15 protein-coding genes are annotated in these 17,319 nt (G+C 56.5%); 8 read left to right on the top strand and 7 right to left on the bottom strand.

Annotated features, from left to right (window positions below; translation table 11 throughout):
- Positions 1 to 7: 7 nt before the first annotated feature.
- The 5 genes from ACNA0I_RS21480 to ACNA0I_RS21500 all read right to left on the bottom strand — a co-directional run bounded on the left by ACNA0I_RS21480 (position 8) and on the right by ACNA0I_RS21500 (position 4,919).
- Positions 8 to 1,288, bottom strand: a complete 1,281-nt coding sequence (locus ACNA0I_RS21480) for a TRAP transporter large permease (protein WP_415808063.1) — start codon at positions 1,286 to 1,288, stop codon at positions 8 to 10.
- Complete coding sequence (locus tag ACNA0I_RS21485) at positions 1,285 to 1,887, bottom strand: TRAP transporter small permease (protein WP_415808064.1); 603 nt, start codon at positions 1,885 to 1,887, stop codon at positions 1,285 to 1,287. Before ACNA0I_RS21485 ends, ACNA0I_RS21480 begins: the two co-directional genes overlap by 4 nt.
- Before the next feature lie 3 nt (positions 1,888 to 1,890).
- Positions 1,891 to 2,919: a TRAP transporter substrate-binding protein gene (locus tag ACNA0I_RS21490; protein WP_415808065.1), complete on the bottom strand. Its 1,029-nt coding sequence runs from the start codon at positions 2,917 to 2,919 to the stop codon at positions 1,891 to 1,893.
- Between the two features lie 74 nt (positions 2,920 to 2,993).
- Positions 2,994 to 3,965 (bottom strand): SMP-30/gluconolactonase/LRE family protein, encoded by a 972-nt coding sequence (locus tag ACNA0I_RS21495; protein WP_415808066.1) that lies wholly within the window; start codon positions 3,963 to 3,965, stop codon positions 2,994 to 2,996.
- A gap of 15 nt (positions 3,966 to 3,980) precedes the next feature.
- Positions 3,981 to 4,919, bottom strand: coding sequence for a hydroxymethylglutaryl-CoA lyase (locus ACNA0I_RS21500; protein WP_415808067.1), 939 nt, complete (start codon positions 4,917 to 4,919; stop codon positions 3,981 to 3,983).
- A 254-nt stretch (positions 4,920 to 5,173) separates the two neighbouring features.
- On the opposite strand from ACNA0I_RS21500, the gene ACNA0I_RS21505 reads away from it, so the two are divergent.
- The gene (locus ACNA0I_RS21505; RefSeq protein ID WP_415808068.1) at positions 5,174 to 6,058 is read left to right on the top strand and encodes a LysR substrate-binding domain-containing protein; all 885 of its coding nucleotides are present in this window, start codon (positions 5,174 to 5,176) and stop codon (positions 6,056 to 6,058) included.
- A 112-nt stretch (positions 6,059 to 6,170) separates the two neighbouring features.
- Here the strand turns inward: ACNA0I_RS21505 and ACNA0I_RS21510 are convergent, their stop codons facing one another.
- Together ACNA0I_RS21510 and ACNA0I_RS21515 are read right to left on the bottom strand one after the other, a co-directional pair.
- Positions 6,171 to 7,076 (bottom strand): LysR family transcriptional regulator, encoded by a 906-nt coding sequence (locus tag ACNA0I_RS21510; RefSeq protein ID WP_415808069.1) that lies wholly within the window; start codon positions 7,074 to 7,076, stop codon positions 6,171 to 6,173.
- Positions 7,077 to 7,160: 84 nt separating this feature from the next.
- Positions 7,161 to 7,976, bottom strand: coding sequence for a prohibitin family protein (locus ACNA0I_RS21515; protein ID WP_415808108.1), 816 nt, complete (start codon positions 7,974 to 7,976; stop codon positions 7,161 to 7,163).
- 321 nt (positions 7,977 to 8,297) lie between these two features.
- Here ACNA0I_RS21515 and ACNA0I_RS21520 point away from each other — a divergent pair, with 321 nt between their 5' ends.
- The 7 genes from ACNA0I_RS21520 (at position 8,298) to ACNA0I_RS21550 (ending at position 17,267) form a co-directional block, all read left to right on the top strand.
- Complete coding sequence (locus ACNA0I_RS21520) at positions 8,298 to 9,332, top strand: DNA/RNA non-specific endonuclease (RefSeq protein WP_415808070.1); 1,035 nt, start codon at positions 8,298 to 8,300, stop codon at positions 9,330 to 9,332.
- Positions 9,333 to 9,502: 170 nt separating this feature from the next.
- On the top strand, positions 9,503 to 11,875 hold the full coding sequence (locus tag ACNA0I_RS21525) for a type VI secretion system Vgr family protein (protein ID WP_415808071.1): 2,373 nt from the start codon (positions 9,503 to 9,505) through the stop codon (positions 11,873 to 11,875).
- A gap of 14 nt (positions 11,876 to 11,889) precedes the next feature.
- Positions 11,890 to 14,502: a DUF2169 family type VI secretion system accessory protein gene (locus tag ACNA0I_RS21530; protein WP_415808072.1), complete on the top strand. Its 2,613-nt coding sequence runs from the start codon at positions 11,890 to 11,892 to the stop codon at positions 14,500 to 14,502.
- A gap of 3 nt (positions 14,503 to 14,505) precedes the next feature.
- Positions 14,506 to 15,564 (top strand): pentapeptide repeat-containing protein, encoded by a 1,059-nt coding sequence (locus ACNA0I_RS21535; protein ID WP_415808073.1) that lies wholly within the window; start codon positions 14,506 to 14,508, stop codon positions 15,562 to 15,564.
- Positions 15,564 to 16,304 (top strand): DUF3540 domain-containing protein, encoded by a 741-nt coding sequence (locus ACNA0I_RS21540; RefSeq protein ID WP_415808074.1) that lies wholly within the window; start codon positions 15,564 to 15,566, stop codon positions 16,302 to 16,304. Before ACNA0I_RS21535 ends, ACNA0I_RS21540 begins: the two co-directional genes overlap by 1 nt.
- Before the next feature lie 24 nt (positions 16,305 to 16,328).
- Positions 16,329 to 16,715, top strand: a complete 387-nt coding sequence (locus ACNA0I_RS21545; RefSeq protein ID WP_415808075.1) for a PAAR-like domain-containing protein — start codon at positions 16,329 to 16,331, stop codon at positions 16,713 to 16,715.
- 42 nt (positions 16,716 to 16,757) lie between these two features.
- The gene (locus ACNA0I_RS21550) at positions 16,758 to 17,267 is read left to right on the top strand and encodes a hypothetical protein (protein ID WP_415808076.1); all 510 of its coding nucleotides are present in this window, start codon (positions 16,758 to 16,760) and stop codon (positions 17,265 to 17,267) included.
- The last annotated feature ends 52 nt before the right edge of the window (positions 17,268 to 17,319 follow it).

The following is a 17,319-nucleotide window of genomic DNA, read 5'->3' on the forward strand; positions in this document are numbered from 1 at the left end:
GCATGTGTCAGCCGCCCAGGCTGGGTAGCCATAAAGTCAGTGGAGGAAAGGCGCAGATCAACGCGAGTACGATCAGCGCCCAGATAAAGAATGGAATGACCTCGCGTACGATGGGGCCGATAGGCGTGCGGCCCACAGCAGACGTCACAAAGAGCAGAATGCCGACGGGCGGTGTCAGCATGCCGGTCATGAGATTCAGGATCAAAATCATCGCGTACTGGATCGGGTCCATGCCTAGTTGCGCGCCGATCGGCAATAGCGCGGGCAACGTGATGATCATGGCGGGCAGGGGTTCCAGGATCTTTCCCACCAGGATGAGAAACACATTCACCGTCAACAGGATCACCCAGGGTTGATCCGATATTCCGAGAATGGCATTGGCAATCGTGGCCGCGACACGCGATTCGCTGATCAGCCAGCTGAAAGGGCCTGCCGCCGCCAGCAGAAACAACACCACTGCCATGGTGCGCCCGGCCGAGTAAAACACTTCGCTCAAATTTCCCGGCTTCAGTTCGCGGTAGACCATCAGGCCCACCAACAGGGCATAGACTGCGACAAAGGCGGCTGCCTCGGTGTCCGTCAACAGGCCGAAACGAATCCCCACAATGATCAATATGGGCATCATCAGCGCCCAGATCGACGCACGCGTCACGCGAGCGCGCTCAGGCCAGCTGGCTTTAGGCCGCGAACGATAGTGATGACGGCGCGCCTGCCATGCGCATATCGCCATATAGCCGGCCAGCAGCATGAACCCCGGAATGATGCCTGCGAGGAACAGGCGGATGATCGATAAATTGGCCAGCACCGCATACACAATCATCGGGATGGAAGGCGGCAGGATAGGGCCTAGCATGGCGCCACAGGCGATGACCGCTTCGGGATAGCCGCGCCGATAGCCCTCCTGTTTCATGGAGGGAATCATCGCTGTGCCAATGGCGCTGGCATCGGCAACGGCCGAGCCGCTGATGCCGGCCATGACCAGATTAGTGGTCAACGAGACTTGCGACAGGCTGCCGCGCAGATGGCCCACCATGGCCATGGACCAGTTGATCAAACGCAGGGTGACACCGCCGCGGTTCATCAGCTCGCCTGCCAGAATAAACAGGGGAATGGCTACCAAGGCCGTTTCGTCGATGCCACCGAGCATCGTCAGCGGCGCCTGCACAATGTCGACGCCGCCGCCCGATTTGAACAGCATCCCTACCATCGCTGCCGTGATCATCGAAAAGCCAATGTCCAGGCCCATCAATATCAGCACGATGAACAGAATGACCGAGCCGATGATCATGATGGGTCTCCCGGCGATACGGTCGTGTTGCCCATGGCCGGCTCGGTGTGAAAGATATCCTCTGGAGCAGGCGCCTGGGGAATGATCAGGCGCAGCACCAAAAACAAGATGAAAAACACCATGCCCGTTGTCAGCGAGGCATAGCTCACGGCATAGGTAAACGGCGTACCGACGATGTCTTGAAACTGGCCGACGGCGACGACATCCAGTCCTTTGACGAATAGCGTGATGGCCAATACGAGCAACAGCGCGTCAAAAAGTTTGTCCCGGACGTTACGCACGCGTTCGGAAAGGTGGCGGTCGATGATATCGATGACCACGTTGCGGCGTTCCCTCAGTGCCATCGCTGCGCCTACAAAGGCGGACCACAGCATGCCGATACGGGCAATCTGATCCCATGCATCGAATTGAGTCTTCAACGCGTAGCGGTCCAGCACCTGGCAAAAACATGAAACCAGCACCACGGCCAGCGTCAGGACGACGCTCAATCTGCCGATCCAGCAGATCACGCGGTCCGCGCGCAGTACCCACGAGCGCCAGCCGCTGGGGGTTTGCAGGGCGGCGGAAGATGGTGCAGTGGCGCGTATCGGCACGCTCATGGGCTACTCCTGCATTTTCTGAATGCGTTCGACCATGCCTTCGGGCCAATCTTTGCCTTCGTATTGTTTGTAGACGTTCGCCAGCGCGGCCTGGAACGCGGCTTTGTCGGGTTGCGTATAGGTTACGCCGGCATCTTTCAGCAGCTTGATGGCGTTGTCGTCCAGCTCTTTGTCCAGTTTCGTCGCGACCTGGCCGCCGGCCTTGGCAGCGGCGACCAGAGCAGCACGCTCTTTGTCGCTCAGGCCCTGCCAGGTGCGTTCGGAAATGAACCAGCCTGTGAGTTCATAGGCATGGTCTGTCGCAGCCCAGTATTTGGCTTCCTCGTGAAAGCGCAGCGGGATGGACAGATCAAAACCGTTATCCTGCCCGTCTATCATGCCTCTGCCCAGGGCGGTATAGATTTCTGTCATTCCCAACGGTACAACCTGGGCGCCCAGCGTTTCGAACGTGGTCTTCAGGATAGGAATGGACGGAATGCGCAGTTTCAAGCCTTGCACGTCTTCTGGTTTGTTGATCGCGCGTGAGACGGTTTGCAGCGCGCGGGGCGAGCGAATGCCGAACGCGGCAAACACCCGTACGCCGGACTTTTTGGCGACCTCGTCGAAAAGTTTCTGAAATTCTTCGCTGTTGACGATACGTTCGGCTTGTTCGCCGCTTTTGAATAAGTAAGGTGCGTACAGAATGTTCAGGGGCTGTGCGCCGCGTAGAAAGACCACCGAGCCCAGACCAAAATATCCCATGTCCAAGGTGCCCAATTGCATGGAAGAGAGGATCTTGCTGATATCTCCCAGTTGCCCGTCGGTATAGACATGCACCTTGAGGTCGTCTTGTGATTGTTTGGCCGCCTCGTCAGCAAAGGCACGCATCGCGTGATCCCATGGACTGTTCGATGCGGCGATGGTGGCGATCTTCATCTCGCGCGCCTGCACATCGTCTGCGAAACCTAATGTGCCTGCGACGAGCGCGGCGGCCACCGATACAGTCAGGAATATTTTTTGTCTGCAGGCCTGCGTAAGCCGTTGCTGTTTCATGATGTCTCCTCCTTGGGGGCTCGTCGTCTACGGACGTATTGCCTTTGTGATGCGCATTAACATTGCGCCGATCTTTACCAGTTCCAGTGCACGGGTTTCAGCCCAGCGACGGGGGCGTCGAATATCGCTAACGAGGTGCCGTTGATGCAACCCATATACGCCGTTTTTCTATCAGGTCCGCCAAAGGCCAGGCTGGTGATGTTCTGCAGCTTTACGCTGTGGTTGTCGTACACCAGGGGGCGGCTCAGGCGATTCGCCAGGTATTCGGTTTCCAGCTTGTCGATATGTGCGGCATCGAGGTCTTCGATGATCAGTTGTTGTTTGCCTTCGGGACTGACGCGGATGACTCGGTTGGACACGACGCTGATGATCCAGATATGGCCTTCTTCGTCTACCGCCATGCCATCAGGATAGGCGCCTTTGCCAAATTCGGTAATGACGGTGCGCTCACTCAGCGCGCCGTGCGCCCCGATGCGAAAGCGCAGCAGGCGGCGGCCAAAAGTCTCGTTCACATAGAGGTACTGTCCTGTGGGATCCGTACGGCATTCATTGGTCCAATGTATGTCCTGTGCGACGACGCGCACGCCTTGCTGGTCCTGTACCGCGATGAATCCATCGGCAATATCACGGCGGAACTGATGATCGCCTTTACGCACCGTGCTGACACAGATCCATAGCCGTTCGGCATCATCCAGCCAGACAAAATTCACACTGGGCAGGGCGATGCCATCGATCTCCTGGATATGGGGCGCGGCCTGCCCATTGCGGGTAATGCGCCATACACCGCCGTTATCGGCCAGATTGGCGACGGTAAAAGATCCGTCGCGCATCAGCGCAAATCCATTGGGAATCAGGCCAGGCTGGGCACCGATCAGGCGCGCGTCGCCATTGGACTGGATGTGTCGAATACCGCCAGCCTTATCCGAAACATAAAGATCTCCCGCGGCAGTACAAAGCACGCATTCCGGACGGTTGAGGTTGACGGCAGTTTCACGTATTGCGGAGATCGGCAGTGCGGCAGGCGAGAGACGGGTCGTATCGTTCATCGGAGCTCCTCGACGTTAACCCACAGCGGCAGTGGCGGCATGCACATCATGCAAATTGAGACGGGGGCCCGCCTTCATCAGTTGCCCTGGCAGGCGCCTTCCCACCACGGTTTCCAGGCGCTGTGCAATGCGGATCAACGCCTGCAGGTCAATGCCGCTGTCTATGCCCATTTCGTCCAGCAGATAGACCAGGTCCTCGGTACAGATATTGCCTGTGGCGCCGGGTGCGAACGGGCATCCGCCGAGGCCGGCCAATGAGGACTCATAGGACGTGATGCCTGCGCGCAGGCCTTCGACGACATTGACCAGGCCAATGCCGCGCGTGTTATGAAAATGCAGGGATATCTTCATGTCGGGGGCTTCGGCGCGCAGGGCTTCTACCGTCTGTCGTACCAGTTTCGGTGTCGCCATGCCCGTGGTGTCGCCCAGCGTTACCGCGTTGAATCCGAGGTCTACGAAGCGATTGAAGATTGTCTTGACTACAGCCAGGTCCACGTCGCCTTCAAATGGACAGCCAAAGGCGACGGCGATGGCGCCATTGCGTCGCAAAGGTTTGTCCTTGAGCACTTCGGCGATCTCTTCGATGTCGCGCAGCGATTGCTCGATAGGGCGGTTCAGGTTCTTCAGGTTGTGGCTTTCCGTGGCCGATAAAAACACGACCACTTCGTCTGCCTGAGATTCCAGCGCACGCTCGACGCCTTTGCGGTTGGGGGCCAAGGCGCTCAGTACCACGCCCTGTTTTTTGCGCACCCCTGCGAGTACGTCGACTGCATCGCGCATCTGCGGGACGGCGCGCGGAGATACAAAGGACGTGGCCTCAAAATGCCGCACACCGGCGTCTATCAAGGCGTTGAGAATATCGACTTTCGTTTCGGTAGGCACAAACTCGGATTCGATTTGCAATCCGTCGCGCAGGCCTACCTCCACGATGTCGACTCGATCGGGAAGCGTCACGATGTCTGTCTCCTGATGGCCAGGCTCGCAGCGTCGAGCCCGGCGTGCTGATGTCGGTTTTTATGTTCGGAGATCAGCGCTGATGCGACAATTCGTGAATATTCGACGGGCCATCGCCAAACGCGATGGCTGATGCAGCAAAAATGGACCCGCTGCTGCTTCAGAGCCTGGAATGGGTGGCCTGGATACTTGAGTGGGTTGGCGTACTACAGCGTTATAGTAGCGATGCGTCATTAGCGTAAGACCCTTTACACATGGCTCGTCGCGACTTACTTCCTCCCCTGAATCCCGCCCGGGCCTTTGAGGCCACGGGACGGCTGCTTAGTATTTCCAAGGCAGCCGACGAACTCTGCGTGACACCTGCGGCGGTCAGCAGGCAGGTACACGCTCTGGAAAGCTTTCTCGGGACACCCTTGTTCGTTCGCATACGTGGCGGGCTCGAACTCACTCCCGCGGGCGCGCGTTATCTGTCTGATTTGATACCGCTATTCGCCGCCCTGCGGGAAGCCACACTGGCTATTACTGGCAGCGCCCAGGGCCGCAACACCTTGCGGATACGGTCGCCCGCCACATTCGCCGTGCGGTGGCTGATTCCGCGCCTGGCAAGTTTTCATCAACTGCACAAGAACATCGACGTCCAGGTCATGACGTCGTTCGCTCCTCTGGATTTTCAGCGCGAAGACATCGACGCCGGCATACAGTTGGGCGAGGGGCGTTGGCCGGGGATGCGTACGTTGCGGCTGGTGCGCAACGAGCTTATTCCCGTAGCGGCGCCCGCCATGCGTTTGACGAACAAGAAGCAGCTGGCGACGCAGACGTTGCTGCATTCCATGGCCCGCCCCGATGACTGGGCCACGTGGTTGCAGGCTGCCGGCCTACGCAACGTCAACCCAGCGCAGGGCATGAAGTACGGGACATCCTTGCTCGCCTATCAGGCCGCCATAGAAGGGCATGGCGTCGCCATTGCACAGAAAGCGCTGATTGAAAAAGAACTGGCCGACCATACCCTGGAAGCCCCGCTCGGCCTGGTGTTGGATCGCGAGGACTATACCTATTACTTCGCGTGGCCCACCGGTAAGCCATCGTCCGGGGCGCTGCGCGCGTTTCGCGAGTGGCTGTCCAGCCTCGTCACCCCCTGAGCTGCGACTGCATTCACTGCTGCTTATACAAAAAGTCAAAGCGACGGGCGATAAAGTCGATTGCCCGCCTGGATTCTCCGGCCGTACGGAGCTGGCGCCGAGTTTTTCGCTCTCAATCCACTTGGGAAGCCGCCTGCAATATCAGGTGGTCCAGCAGTAGCTTTGCCGCGCCTGACAGTGTTTCGTTGCTGCGCACGCACAGTTTCAACTGGCGCTGGGCCCAGCCGTCTTTGAGCGGAATGATGCGCAGGTCCTCAGCCGCGTGGATGGACAAGGCCTTTACGGGCACGATGCCCAGTCCCAGATTCGCTCGTACCATGGCAACCAGGGCATCGTAGGAGGTGACCTGGAAACGTAAGCGTAACGTTCGATTGATCGCCGCGGCTTCCCGGGTAAATAGGTAGTTTGCGGCGCTGCCTCGGTGCATGCCGACGTGGTCGAAGTCCAGGGTTTCCGCAAAAGCAACGGACTTGCGACGTGCCAACACGTGGCTGCGCGGGACCACCACAGCCATCACATCGCGATGATAGGGATAAATGTCCAGGCCCTCTTCATCGTCGGATTGTGTATACACGCCTATGTCGGCGGCATTGTCGGCGACCGCTCGGGTGACGCCCGAGCTGATGGATTCTTCCAGGTCTATCTGCACATGCGGATGCTGGTCCATGAAGCGCCGCAGCTCCATAGGCAGAAACTGTGCGATTGACGATAGGTTGGCCGCCACCCGGACACGGCCGCGCAGGCCGGTGGAATAATCCTGTATCTCTGCAGCCAGGTCTTGTGTTTGATGCAGCAATGCACGGGCACGCCGAGCAAGGGCGCGAGCGGCGCTGGTAGGTTCGACACCGCGCGCATGGCGTTGGAAGAGGATGACGTCGAGCGTGCGTTCCAGTTCAGACAGGCGCTTTGACAGTGCCGAGGGGGCGATGTGTTCGCGCACTGCGGCAGCAGCGATGCTGCCTTCTTCGAGTACTGCCAAGAAGACCTGCAGCGAGTAGAGGTCCAGCCGAGTCGTCATACTTCGCAAGTTTACGTGCCATGCGCCCCAGAATCCAGACGCTGACGTGGGGGGAAACGTCAGCGGTGGCCTGCGATATAGCGGTTACTTGATCCCGATGAACGGCAGGGCAGATCCTGGCACTTGCGTTTCCGGAAGCTTGCCGTCCCATTTCTCGACCGCGTTCAAGTTCACGAGATTGGTGTTGGTGGCCAATGCGCGGGCCTTGGCCTCGATCGCGGCTGCTTCGGCATCGCCGCGCAGCTTGATCCCGTCGGCCTCGGCTTTGTAGGAGGCCACGCGGGCGCGGGCGGCAGCCTCTGCCTGAACGACCTGGATTTCTGCCTGAATTTCCGCGGTCTGCTTTTGCTGGCGGGTCGTTTCGATCTGCACCTGGGCCAGCATGCGTTTTTCGATACTGTCTTCGTAGGCCTTTGAGAAGCCGACTTCTTCGATTTGTACGCTCACGACGTTGATGGGCACGTCCTGCAGCGCCGCACGCATGGCAGTGTTGGCATCCATGCCCATTTTCTCGCGCTGTTGAATCGCGCTGGCCGCGGTGTATTTACCGAAGACGTTCTTGATCACGTCGAAGGTGCGGCGCTCGATCACGCGCTGTTCCACGTTTTCGAGGGTTTGATATTCGGAATACAGTTCAGCGACCTTGGCGGGCGGCACCTGATAGGTGATCGACACGCGCAGCGTGGCCGGTTGCTGGTCATAGCTGTAGGCTTCCAGCGGCGCCGAATGCTGGCCGCCAAAAGTAATGGTGTGATCTCGCACGGAAATCGGATGCACCGCATCGATGACCGGTATTTTGAAACCCAGGCCGGGCTCGGCCACCGCCACGATTTTGCCGTTGCGCAAAACCACACCACGATCGCCTTGATCCACCTGGAACCACGATCCGAAAACGAGCATCAAGATGATCGCAAAGATCACGATGCCCAGGAATCCCCATTTCACTGCCCCGCGCGCCTGCTGTGCGACGTTTTCCATTTGCTGCTTGGTTGCCATGAGGCTCTTCTCCGATTATTTGAAACGGTTGCCGTTGCGTTCGGCAAAATAGGCCTTGATGCCTTTGACCAGAAAGAAAGCGACCACGGCTATCCCGATCAATATGAATACGGTACGCATGCGTATTATTCCTTTTTTGCTGGTACGGGCCGAATCATACGTCATCTACAATAGGGCGCTGTGCAGGCGATAGAGACGCGCCGGCCCGCCGCCTCATAAAGCAGTATGACCCGCCCCAAGAAATCAGCCCCGAAAAAGAAACGTTCAACTTCCAAGAGTCAATCCAGACCCGCCAATCGCCTGATGCGATTTACGCGGGCGTTCGTCGTTGCCGGGATAGCCGGTTTCAGTGCCGGCACGTATTTCCTGAATCCGCAATGGGACATGCCGTCTCAGTGGCGGTTGCCGAGTCAATGGCAGCTACCCGCATCGGCAAAGGAAATTCTGGCTCATTTGGGCTGGCCATGGGAGCGACTGACTCAGGGCGTCGGGCACGGGACATCCGCCCAGAGCGCGCCCGCCGTCAAACTGAGCGGCCCGTCGGTTCAAACTCAGTTTTTCGCGTGCCCGCAGTTTTTCCCCAGCCAGCATCCGCCCATCGTTCCGGCAACACAAGGCTTGCGGGAACTGTGTTTTTCCGGATTTGCCATCCTGCATAGTGGCCAGACCAAAACCCCGGTTTTTGTGGCCGAGCGCTTGAATCGCCAGTTGTTGACACAGGCGCAAGGATTGCAACGGACCGATAAGTTCTATAGCGAAGCGCGTTTGCCTCAGGCCGAGCGAGCGGATCTGGACGACTACAAGGGTTCGGGTTATTCGCGTGGCCATATGGCGCCTGCTGCGGATATGTATAGCTCGCAGACCATGGCGCAGAGTTTCTCGTTGGCCAATATGGTGCCGCAGGACCAGACGCATAATGCCGGTCCTTGGAGCCGTATTGAGCAGGATACGAGAAAATATGTGATGAGGGCGCCGGGCGACGTTTATCTGTTTACCGGGCCCGTTTACACCGAAAATCCCAAAGCCATCGGCGCCGGGGTCGCGGTGCCTGGCTATCTCTACAAACTCGTCTACGACGCGACGACAGGGCGGTCCTGGGCATATTGGCAGGCCAATAGCGCCAATACCAAGGCAGGCCCACCGATTACTTACGACGAATTGGTCAAACGAACCGGGATACAGTTTTTGCCCACAAGGGCCGCCGGAACTGCATCGGCAATGCGGGCCGGCGGGGCCGCTTCAGCCGCGTCAGCTCACTGACGGCCGGCGCCGTTGGGCGTCGGATGAGTATTTTCTACAGAGATGCTTCAAATGTAATCTTTGTTAACTGTCATATGGCTGGCATCTCGAAAATCTAGCATGGTCCCGAAAATGTCATAGTCGGATCAGGGTTATCCGCACTCATCTAACACCTGGATCGAGTTAGGGTCATGAATAGAGTCGTTGTTGCAGAGACCGCCCTGGGCGCGGTGCTGGAATTCAAATGCATGCATGGACGGGAAGCGCTGTCCGAACTGTATGAGTTTGAAGTAGAGCTCGTCGCGAAGACAACGGCCATCAGCGGCACCTCAGTATTGGGCAAGCCGCTGACGCTGGAAATAGAGACCGAGGGTGGCGCAAAGCGTTATCTGAGCGGCGACGTGGTCCGGTTTGCTTATGTGGGACAGGAATCGGGCGGTCGGCGCCTGGCACGCTATCGCGCCACTGTCAGCCCTTGGCTGTGGTATTTGACGCGCAACCGCGACTGCAAGATCTATCAGAACAAAAGCGTCGTCGAGATACTGGACGAGGTGCTCGGTTCATATGCGGGCTACGTTTATGAGAAACAGCTGCAGGGCAGCTATCGGACCCGCGAATATTGCGTCCAATACGAAGAAAGCGATTTCGATTTCGTCAGCCGGCTGATGGAACACGAAGGGATTTACTATTATTTCAAGCACGAAAAAAATCAGCATATCCTGGTGCTGACCGACGATATTGGCGAGCACAAGCCTTTGCCGGATTATCCTGCTTTGGATTATTTTCCGCGGGACAGGAATGTCCTGGCCAGCGAGCAGACGATTCATGCCTGGAGCAGCGGCGAAGAGTTGCGCGGCGTGGAATACGTCGTTAATGACTATAACTTCAAGAAATCCAGTTTGAACCTGCATAGCCGTCTCAAAGAGGCTTATCCCGTAGCGCAGGCCAATCGCGAGATCTATGAATGGCAGGGCGGCTACGCCGATATTCAGGACGGCGAGCATTACGTCAAGATTCGGCTCGAGGAAACGCGCTCGGCCAGTGAGCGCAGCAGCGGCAGCGCCAATGTGCGCGGGCTGGCTCCCGGCTATACGTTCCAGTTGCGGCGCAGCCCGCGCAAGGTGGATATCAAGGAATATCTCATTGTCTCGGTCGAGTATTTTCTGACCGAGGCGGGCTATCACTCTGGCAGCGATGACGGTGAATATCGATTCGACTTTACGGTTCAGCCGACGAGCTTGCCGTTCCGGGCGCCCGTGATCACGCCCATTCCCAAAACCACTGGCCCGCAGACGGCGGTCGTGACGGGCCCATCGGGAGCAGAGGTTTATACCGACGAATACCAGCGCGTGAAGCTGCATTTTCGCTGGGACCGGTATAACCAGCCCGATGAGAACAGCTCGTGCTGGGTGCGCGTCTCGAATGATTCGGCGGGCAATGGCTATGGGGCGGTCAGCACGCCGCGGGTTGGCCAGGAAGTCGTGGTGGATTTTATCGGCGGCAATCCCGACCGCCCCTTGGTGACGGGGCGCGTCTATAACGATCGCCAGATGCCGGCGGGCGGATTCACCCCGTCACCGACTATTGTGGGATTCAGCAGCCGTTCCCACCATGGCACGCCTGCCAACGAAAGCTATTTTTATATTGAAAACAAGCTGGGCGGCGAGTACGTGCGACTGCACTCGGAAAAAGATCTGCACGTGGTCGTCGAGGGCCTGGAGACGCGTGATGTGGGGGAATCGCGTACCACCACGATCGGTGATTATGAGGACAATACGGTTGTCGGATACCAGAAGAACCTGGTCAAGTCCTATCGGGATACGACCATCGAGGGATACGACAAGCTGACGGTCACCGGTGGTGATCGAGAGGAAATCTTCAAGCACAAATACAAGAACACGACGACATCGGACATCGACATGACGTCGACCTCGGGTCATGTCCACATTAAAGCGGACAGCGGCTATGGCGTATTCGAGGCGGATAACTATATACGCGTCAAATCGACTGGCGACAATAGTGTCTGGCTGCAAAAGGGCGGACCGGATCATCAGTTGGAATTCGCCGGCGACAACGCCACCCTGAAAGCGCCTACGGACGTTTACCTAGATGCCACCGGCGGCAAGGGCGAGTTCACGACGGCCACCAGCATGAAGCTGTTCTCGGATGCCGGGCCGCTGGATATTCAACGGGGTAGTGCAGCGCATTCGATCAATATGACGGGTGACGATATGACGCTGAAGGCGCCTACCAGCATCACCTTGTCGTCGGACAAGATCGTGATGGATGCGCCAACGGTCAAAGAAACCCACAAGAAACACTTCACCTACGGTATATGGAAGGGGGAAGCGTTCGTCGAGATTTTCCAATTCCGGGGATTTCATCAATCCGTCACGGGGTTTCGCCATCAGGCCAGCATTTCACAGAACACGTATTACGCAAAGAAAACCGACCTCGGAGCGCTGAAGATCGATTGCGGTTTTATTGGTGTCAAAGGCTTTTCCCAGGAACATGAGTTCGGGGCACTCAAGACGGTGTTCAAGGCGCTTTTTCTGATCGTCTGAGTATTCGCCGATTAATGAAAGTCATTAAACCCAATCGTCTGTCTTGTCTGACTCGACCCTACAGGTATTTGAACAACGATTATCTGGCCATAACTGGCTATGTGATGGTGGAATTTTCCTCGGAGTTCTACCTGGAGACTGAACAACGGTTATGGGGCGTCTTTAATGAAGAGTCTGTACTGAATTTCGGTGCGGAAGCGCTGGATTTTGGTATCCCGAAGCGCACTCCGGAAATTATTCTGAATGCCTACGGTTTTGGAGAGTACGCTGTCAACGGACGGACGGCGGTATCGGTGACCGTCAACAATGTCAGAAAGGATTTATGGGTGACGGGGGATCGCTATTGGTCGGATGGCAAACCCAGTCGAGCGCTTCCTTTCAGGAAAATCCCGATTAATTGGCGCAATGCCTACGGCGGTGCAGGTTTTGAACAAAACCCTCTGGGAAAGGGTTTTCAGGAAACGGACGTCAATGGCCTGCGTGCCCGATTTCTGCCGAATATCGAAGAGCCCGCCAATCCCATTATTCGCGAAGGCCAGCACTGTCGCCCGGCGGGATATTCAGCGATTGCCATCGAGTCACCGGACAGGAATAGGCTGCTGGGGACCTATGACGAGCAGTGGCGGATTCAGGAGTTTCCGGGATTTGCCCGCGATATCGATTGGAGCTATTTCAATCAAAGCCCGGATGGGCAACGGCTGAATCGTCTGGAGGTCGGAGACGAGATTACGTTCATCCATATGCATCCGGAAAAGGACAGGCTGGTCACGGCTGTTCCACCGCTGGCTGTTAAAGCGTTGATCAAGCGAGAGGCAGATACCGCAAAAAATGACTTTCTGAAAGATGTTCCGATGAGTCTCAGGACCTATTGGGCCTACCCGCACCTTGAAAAAGCGATACTGGTGTATCAGGGCGTTGTGGAGATCAGTGAGGATGACGCCAGTGACATTAGCCATATTGTGTATGCGGTGGAGCACTGCGACTCGCCCAAGACATTGATGTACTACGAGGACATTTTCCGCAAGCGCACTCATCCTCAAGAGGGAGGGTTTCATGCGCTGCTGGATAAGCAACTCGTTGATGCCCGTTGGATTCGTGCGACCTCGCTGGACGAGGTGGAGCTTTCTCCGCTGCTGCACAACAAGCTCAGGAAACTGGAGAAAGAGCTGACGAACAACGTTCTGCAGTACGTACCCAAATCAGAGAAATCCGCAGCGGTTCTAGAGGTCGAGTCAGAGCTCGCGTGGCTGAGAAAAAGCCAAAACGGAAAAATCGCGCAGGACGACATCATTGAAGAGATGCTCACTCGGCAGCGGGAAACCATGACGCTCAAGGCCGCCAAGGAGCGGTTCCGCAAGGGGCGTCAAAAGCCCAAGCCCACCTCCGATGAAGTGCCTCAATCGATGACCGACGCGCACCAGCGCTTTCTGAAGGAGCAGCAAGAAGCACTATTGGTGTCCCTCAGGGAAGAGGCCCGGAAGCAAGTTGAAGCCGTCGGGGGTGCGCAGGCCACGACCACTGGCGCCGCGCATATTCAATTGCAACAGTTACGGCAACAGCAACTCGAACAGTTCGAGGACACCGTGGCAAGAGCGCCCGGCGCACGGACCGGAAAGCGCGATTATTCCGGTAATCCGAGGAACTTGTATCGTATTTTTGGGTTGAATCAGCGCAATACGGAGCCGCTGCCTGCGGGTTTTGATGGCTACGGGTTGCACGAATTTATCGCAACCAGCGCCTCCTACTCGGGCTGGGACGTGAGCGGCTTGGTCATCAGTGATAGCCGAATCTCTGATTGTGATTTCAGCAAAGCGAAGATGGCGTGCTGTGATTTTGATCGCGTCGTTTTTACGGGATGCGATTTTTCATCGGTAGACTGGAACCGGGCGCACTTTAATGAGTGCCAGTTTATCGATTGCCGACTGTCTGGTGTGCAATCGGACAAAGCGAGGTTTGAGGGCTGCCGCTTTGTTCGGTCGGATCTGCAGGAGTGGATGCATTTCAGGATCAGGCTGAAAGACTGCCGTTTTGAGCACTGCCGCTTTGTCAATTTCCCCGTCGTGCGTGGCAGATTGGAGCGTGTCGCTTTTGAGCATTGCCATTTTTTGAGGCACACCTTTCTCAAAGGATCGATCGACGGGCTGCGCATGGAGGCTTGCCATATCGATTCGATGACATTCGTCGAGATGCAGAAGTTGCGGGCGTTTCACATGATCGAAAGCAATGCATCCAAACTCTATATTGCCCCCTCGACCACGATCGACGAGCTGGAAATTTCCCACTCGATTATTTCGGCATCGAGCTTCAGGAAACTCGATCTCACCCGAGGAAAGGTCATGGCCAGTGATCTGAGTACATGCGATTTCTCAGAGACGAGGATGCATGACGTCAGTCTGGCGGATAGTTTCTTTAAACAGAGCCTGTTTATCCGAACGGATTTGTCTGGCGCACACATTAGCAATTCGGATTTTAGCGAGGCGCAAATGAAGTCCGCCGATTTGCGTGCTGCGCGGATGCAGCACGTGTCTTTTTTCAGTGCCGAGCTGGCCATGATCAAGGCCGATTCAGGCACAGTTCAGCGCGATATGTTGATGGAACGATCCAACATTTATCCGTTGCGTAAATAAATCATGGAGCAAGCAGTAGTACAGCAGCAGTTTCTATCTAAAGTGAACGATGGGGAATCCATCGAGGGTTTGCTATGGAAAGACCTGCATTGGCAAGGGGGCGAATGGCACGGCGCGGAAATCCGGAAATGCATTTTTGAGCACAACAGATTTATCGGGATGGACTGGTGGTCATGCCATGTGGACACCGTCGTGTTCGCCGGTATCCGCTGGTCGGAAACAACGCTCAGGGATTGCGTATTTACGAGCTGCAGATTTGTGAACTGCATTTTTGAGAGAACGATTTTTAAAGCGCATCAATTTGTCGAGTGCGCGTTTGATGCCTGCGTATTCACTGAGTGTCAGTACCTCGAGGGGACGCTGGCCAATTCGCCCATGCTGGATTTGAACATAGAGGCCTCGCGGATCGAAAAGTTGGTCGTGACCGGCAGCAGGCAGGTAAGCCTGCGGTTCAAGGAGTCGACCTTTACGCATCTCGTTCTGACGGACTTTGATTTCACGTATCTGACCTTGGAAAATGCCGCCTTCACGAATCTGATTGCACTGGAATGCACGGCGAAGAACTATAGTTTTCAAGGCGTACAGTTGACCCAAAGCCAGTTTACGGACAGCGACATGTCGGGCAGCGATTTTTCGCACGCGAACTTAGTTCAGGCTTGCTTCAAGGGATGTGGTTTACAGGAGTGCCGATTCGATCATGCAGATATGCGCCAGGCCTTAATGATCGACGCCAATGCTGCTCACGCGGTTTTTGCAGGTGCGCAGCTAGAGTGCGCTAATCTGTCCGGCACCAACGGCGAACGTGCCGTATTCCGTGGTGCCAATATGACGATGACAGCGCTCAATCGCTGCAATCTGCAGTATGCGGATTTTTCCGATTGCAGCATGGAATTCACGGATTTCTCGTACGCCAATATCAGTCATGCTGATTTTCGTGGCGGGCGTTTCATGCGCAGCAAACATCATGCGGTGATCGACGACGGAACTCGTTATGGGTCCAAGCAAGGCATTCTCCCGCCGGATCACGAATTATTGCGTGCTGAACAATGGGTGAAATTGTGATGAATCATCGTCAATCGGATAGCGACGTGCAGATTGGTCTCGATAGCGAGGCGGGCAATCAGGTGGGGCGGCCGGATCCGTTGCAGCCGCTACTGCAAAAGAGGGCGAATACGCTCAATGGCGATACGCATGTTCATAGCGCGTTTCTGGTAGAGGCGCATGACCGTGCCCATTTCACGGTCAGCAATCGTGAACACGGACGTCAGTACGAGGTCAAGCGCGCGGCGAGTTGCCTGTTGTTGCCCGAGCCGGGCGACAAAGTCCTGGTATCGGGAGACGCCGCAGGCGGGCTGTATATCATTGCCGTATTGGAACAACGTGTGGCCGGCAACACGACCTTGCAGGTAGATGGCGCACTGACCGTATCCGCCGACGAGCTGTCGTTGCAGGGGGGGCGCCGTCTCGCGATGAATACGGAAGCCTTCAGCCTGGCTGCCGGTGCTGGGACCGTGGATGCGAAAAGCTGGGCAGTCAAAAGCCATTACTACATGCTGGCCAGTGCTGAGCTCAACGTCGTGGCGACGGCATCGAAATATAGCGGCGACCAACGAGAGTCGTATTACCGGTCGGTCACGGAAACGGTGGGCCAATCGTCACGATACGTGGCAGGCACGGACACGGTCAAAGCCATCAATCTGGACTATGCAGCGGATTTCGTCGCCCGGCTCAGCGGCAACACCACGCTCATCAACGGTGAGACGGTGGTGAAGGCCGACGGCAAACAAATTTTGGTGGGTTGATTAACTCCCGCAAAGGAAAACGTCATGTTTGCAAATGCACAGTTTGGCGGAATGGATCTGGGTTTCCCGGATGTCTGCAAGACGCCTATTCCACCGATTCCCTATCCGAATATTGCGCTGGGGCCGTTGACTATCCCCATCGCGTTCAATGTCTTGGCCGGTGGCGGACCATGGCATAACCTGATGAGCGCCCGTCCGTTGACGATGGGCGATACGCCGGGGATTGGCCTGGGGCTCGTTTCACAAACCGTGATGTCCCGGCAGCAGCATGTCACGGGCGCATTTACGGTTATCGTGAGGGGGACGCCGAGTACGCGGGTGACCAGTATCGGTCCGGCAAACCTCATCAATTGCCCGCTGTCATGCCGCATCGTTCCCAGCCAGCTGAAAGTGCTGGTGTGTGCGCCTTGATGAGTATGCAGGCGGTGTGATGGCTATCACGGATTCATCGCAATGACCGAAACACTGATTTCGTTGCTGGTGTGGATGACGGACGAGGTATGGCCGTTTCCAGTTTTTATTCTCGTTCTGGTGTTCGCTGTATTGTTGATTGCCAGGTTGATGCGCGTGCCTCAATCCAGCAAGTCGCTGCTTGCCGTACTGGTGGTGTTGATGCTTTTCATCCCATTTGGCACGCCGGCCTTGCTTATTTTTGGCTCCAGCCTGACCGCGCCATTGATCTATCACTATGGCGTCCCGGGGCAGGCGGTAATCGTCTCCAGCGCGGAGACCAGCAACATCTATAACAACCAGCCTGTAGAGCGTTATACCGTCGAGCTGCAAAAAGCCGACGGGCAAAAGATGGCAACGCACTTTGATAGCTCGGACTTCAACGTCTATCCGCCACGAAACCAGGTGCGTTATCCGGCAGTGGGCCAACCATTCGCGGTGCATTATCTGGCCAGCCGTCCGCAGAGTTTTGTGATTTTGTTTGAAGAACGGCAGGGGCTCTATAGAAAATAGATGCGCTGATGCCAGGGCGAAAAAGGGCGTCGCTCCTCCTTGCAGGATTGGT

It is taken from the genome of Bordetella muralis, from assembly GCF_965139205.1.
Lineage (GTDB): Bacteria > Pseudomonadota > Gammaproteobacteria > Burkholderiales > Burkholderiaceae_B > Bordetella_A > Bordetella_A muralis.

What these genes read in the sequence shown, in the direction of transcription:
- ACNA0I_RS21510 (WP_415808069.1), bottom strand. Translation starts at nt 7,076, where the DNA reads ATGACGACTCGGCTGGACCTCTACTCGCTGCAGGTCTTCTTGGCAGTA.
- ACNA0I_RS21490 (WP_415808065.1), bottom strand. Translation starts at nt 2,919, where the DNA reads ATGAAACAGCAACGGCTTACGCAGGCCTGCAGACAAAAAATATTCCTG.
- ACNA0I_RS21515 (WP_415808108.1), bottom strand. Translation starts at nt 7,976, where the DNA reads ATGCTCGTTTTCGGATCGTGGTTCCAGGTGGATCAAGGCGATCGTGGT.
- ACNA0I_RS21505 (WP_415808068.1), top strand. Translation starts at nt 5,174, where the DNA reads ATGGCTCGTCGCGACTTACTTCCTCCCCTGAATCCCGCCCGGGCCTTT.
- ACNA0I_RS21535 (WP_415808073.1), top strand. Translation starts at nt 14,506, where the DNA reads ATGGAGCAAGCAGTAGTACAGCAGCAGTTTCTATCTAAAGTGAACGAT.
- ACNA0I_RS21480 (WP_415808063.1), bottom strand. Translation starts at nt 1,288, where the DNA reads ATGATCATCGGCTCGGTCATTCTGTTCATCGTGCTGATATTGATGGGC.
- ACNA0I_RS21520 (WP_415808070.1), top strand. Translation starts at nt 8,298, where the DNA reads ATGACCCGCCCCAAGAAATCAGCCCCGAAAAAGAAACGTTCAACTTCC.
- ACNA0I_RS21530 (WP_415808072.1), top strand. Translation starts at nt 11,890, where the DNA reads ATGAAAGTCATTAAACCCAATCGTCTGTCTTGTCTGACTCGACCCTAC.
- ACNA0I_RS21545 (WP_415808075.1), top strand. Translation starts at nt 16,329, where the DNA reads ATGTTTGCAAATGCACAGTTTGGCGGAATGGATCTGGGTTTCCCGGAT.
- ACNA0I_RS21525 (WP_415808071.1), top strand. Translation starts at nt 9,503, where the DNA reads ATGAATAGAGTCGTTGTTGCAGAGACCGCCCTGGGCGCGGTGCTGGAA.
- ACNA0I_RS21485 (WP_415808064.1), bottom strand. Translation starts at nt 1,887, where the DNA reads ATGAGCGTGCCGATACGCGCCACTGCACCATCTTCCGCCGCCCTGCAA.
- ACNA0I_RS21550 (WP_415808076.1), top strand. Translation starts at nt 16,758, where the DNA reads ATGACCGAAACACTGATTTCGTTGCTGGTGTGGATGACGGACGAGGTA.
- ACNA0I_RS21495 (WP_415808066.1), bottom strand. Translation starts at nt 3,965, where the DNA reads ATGAACGATACGACCCGTCTCTCGCCTGCCGCACTGCCGATCTCCGCA.
- ACNA0I_RS21540 (WP_415808074.1), top strand. Translation starts at nt 15,564, where the DNA reads ATGAATCATCGTCAATCGGATAGCGACGTGCAGATTGGTCTCGATAGC.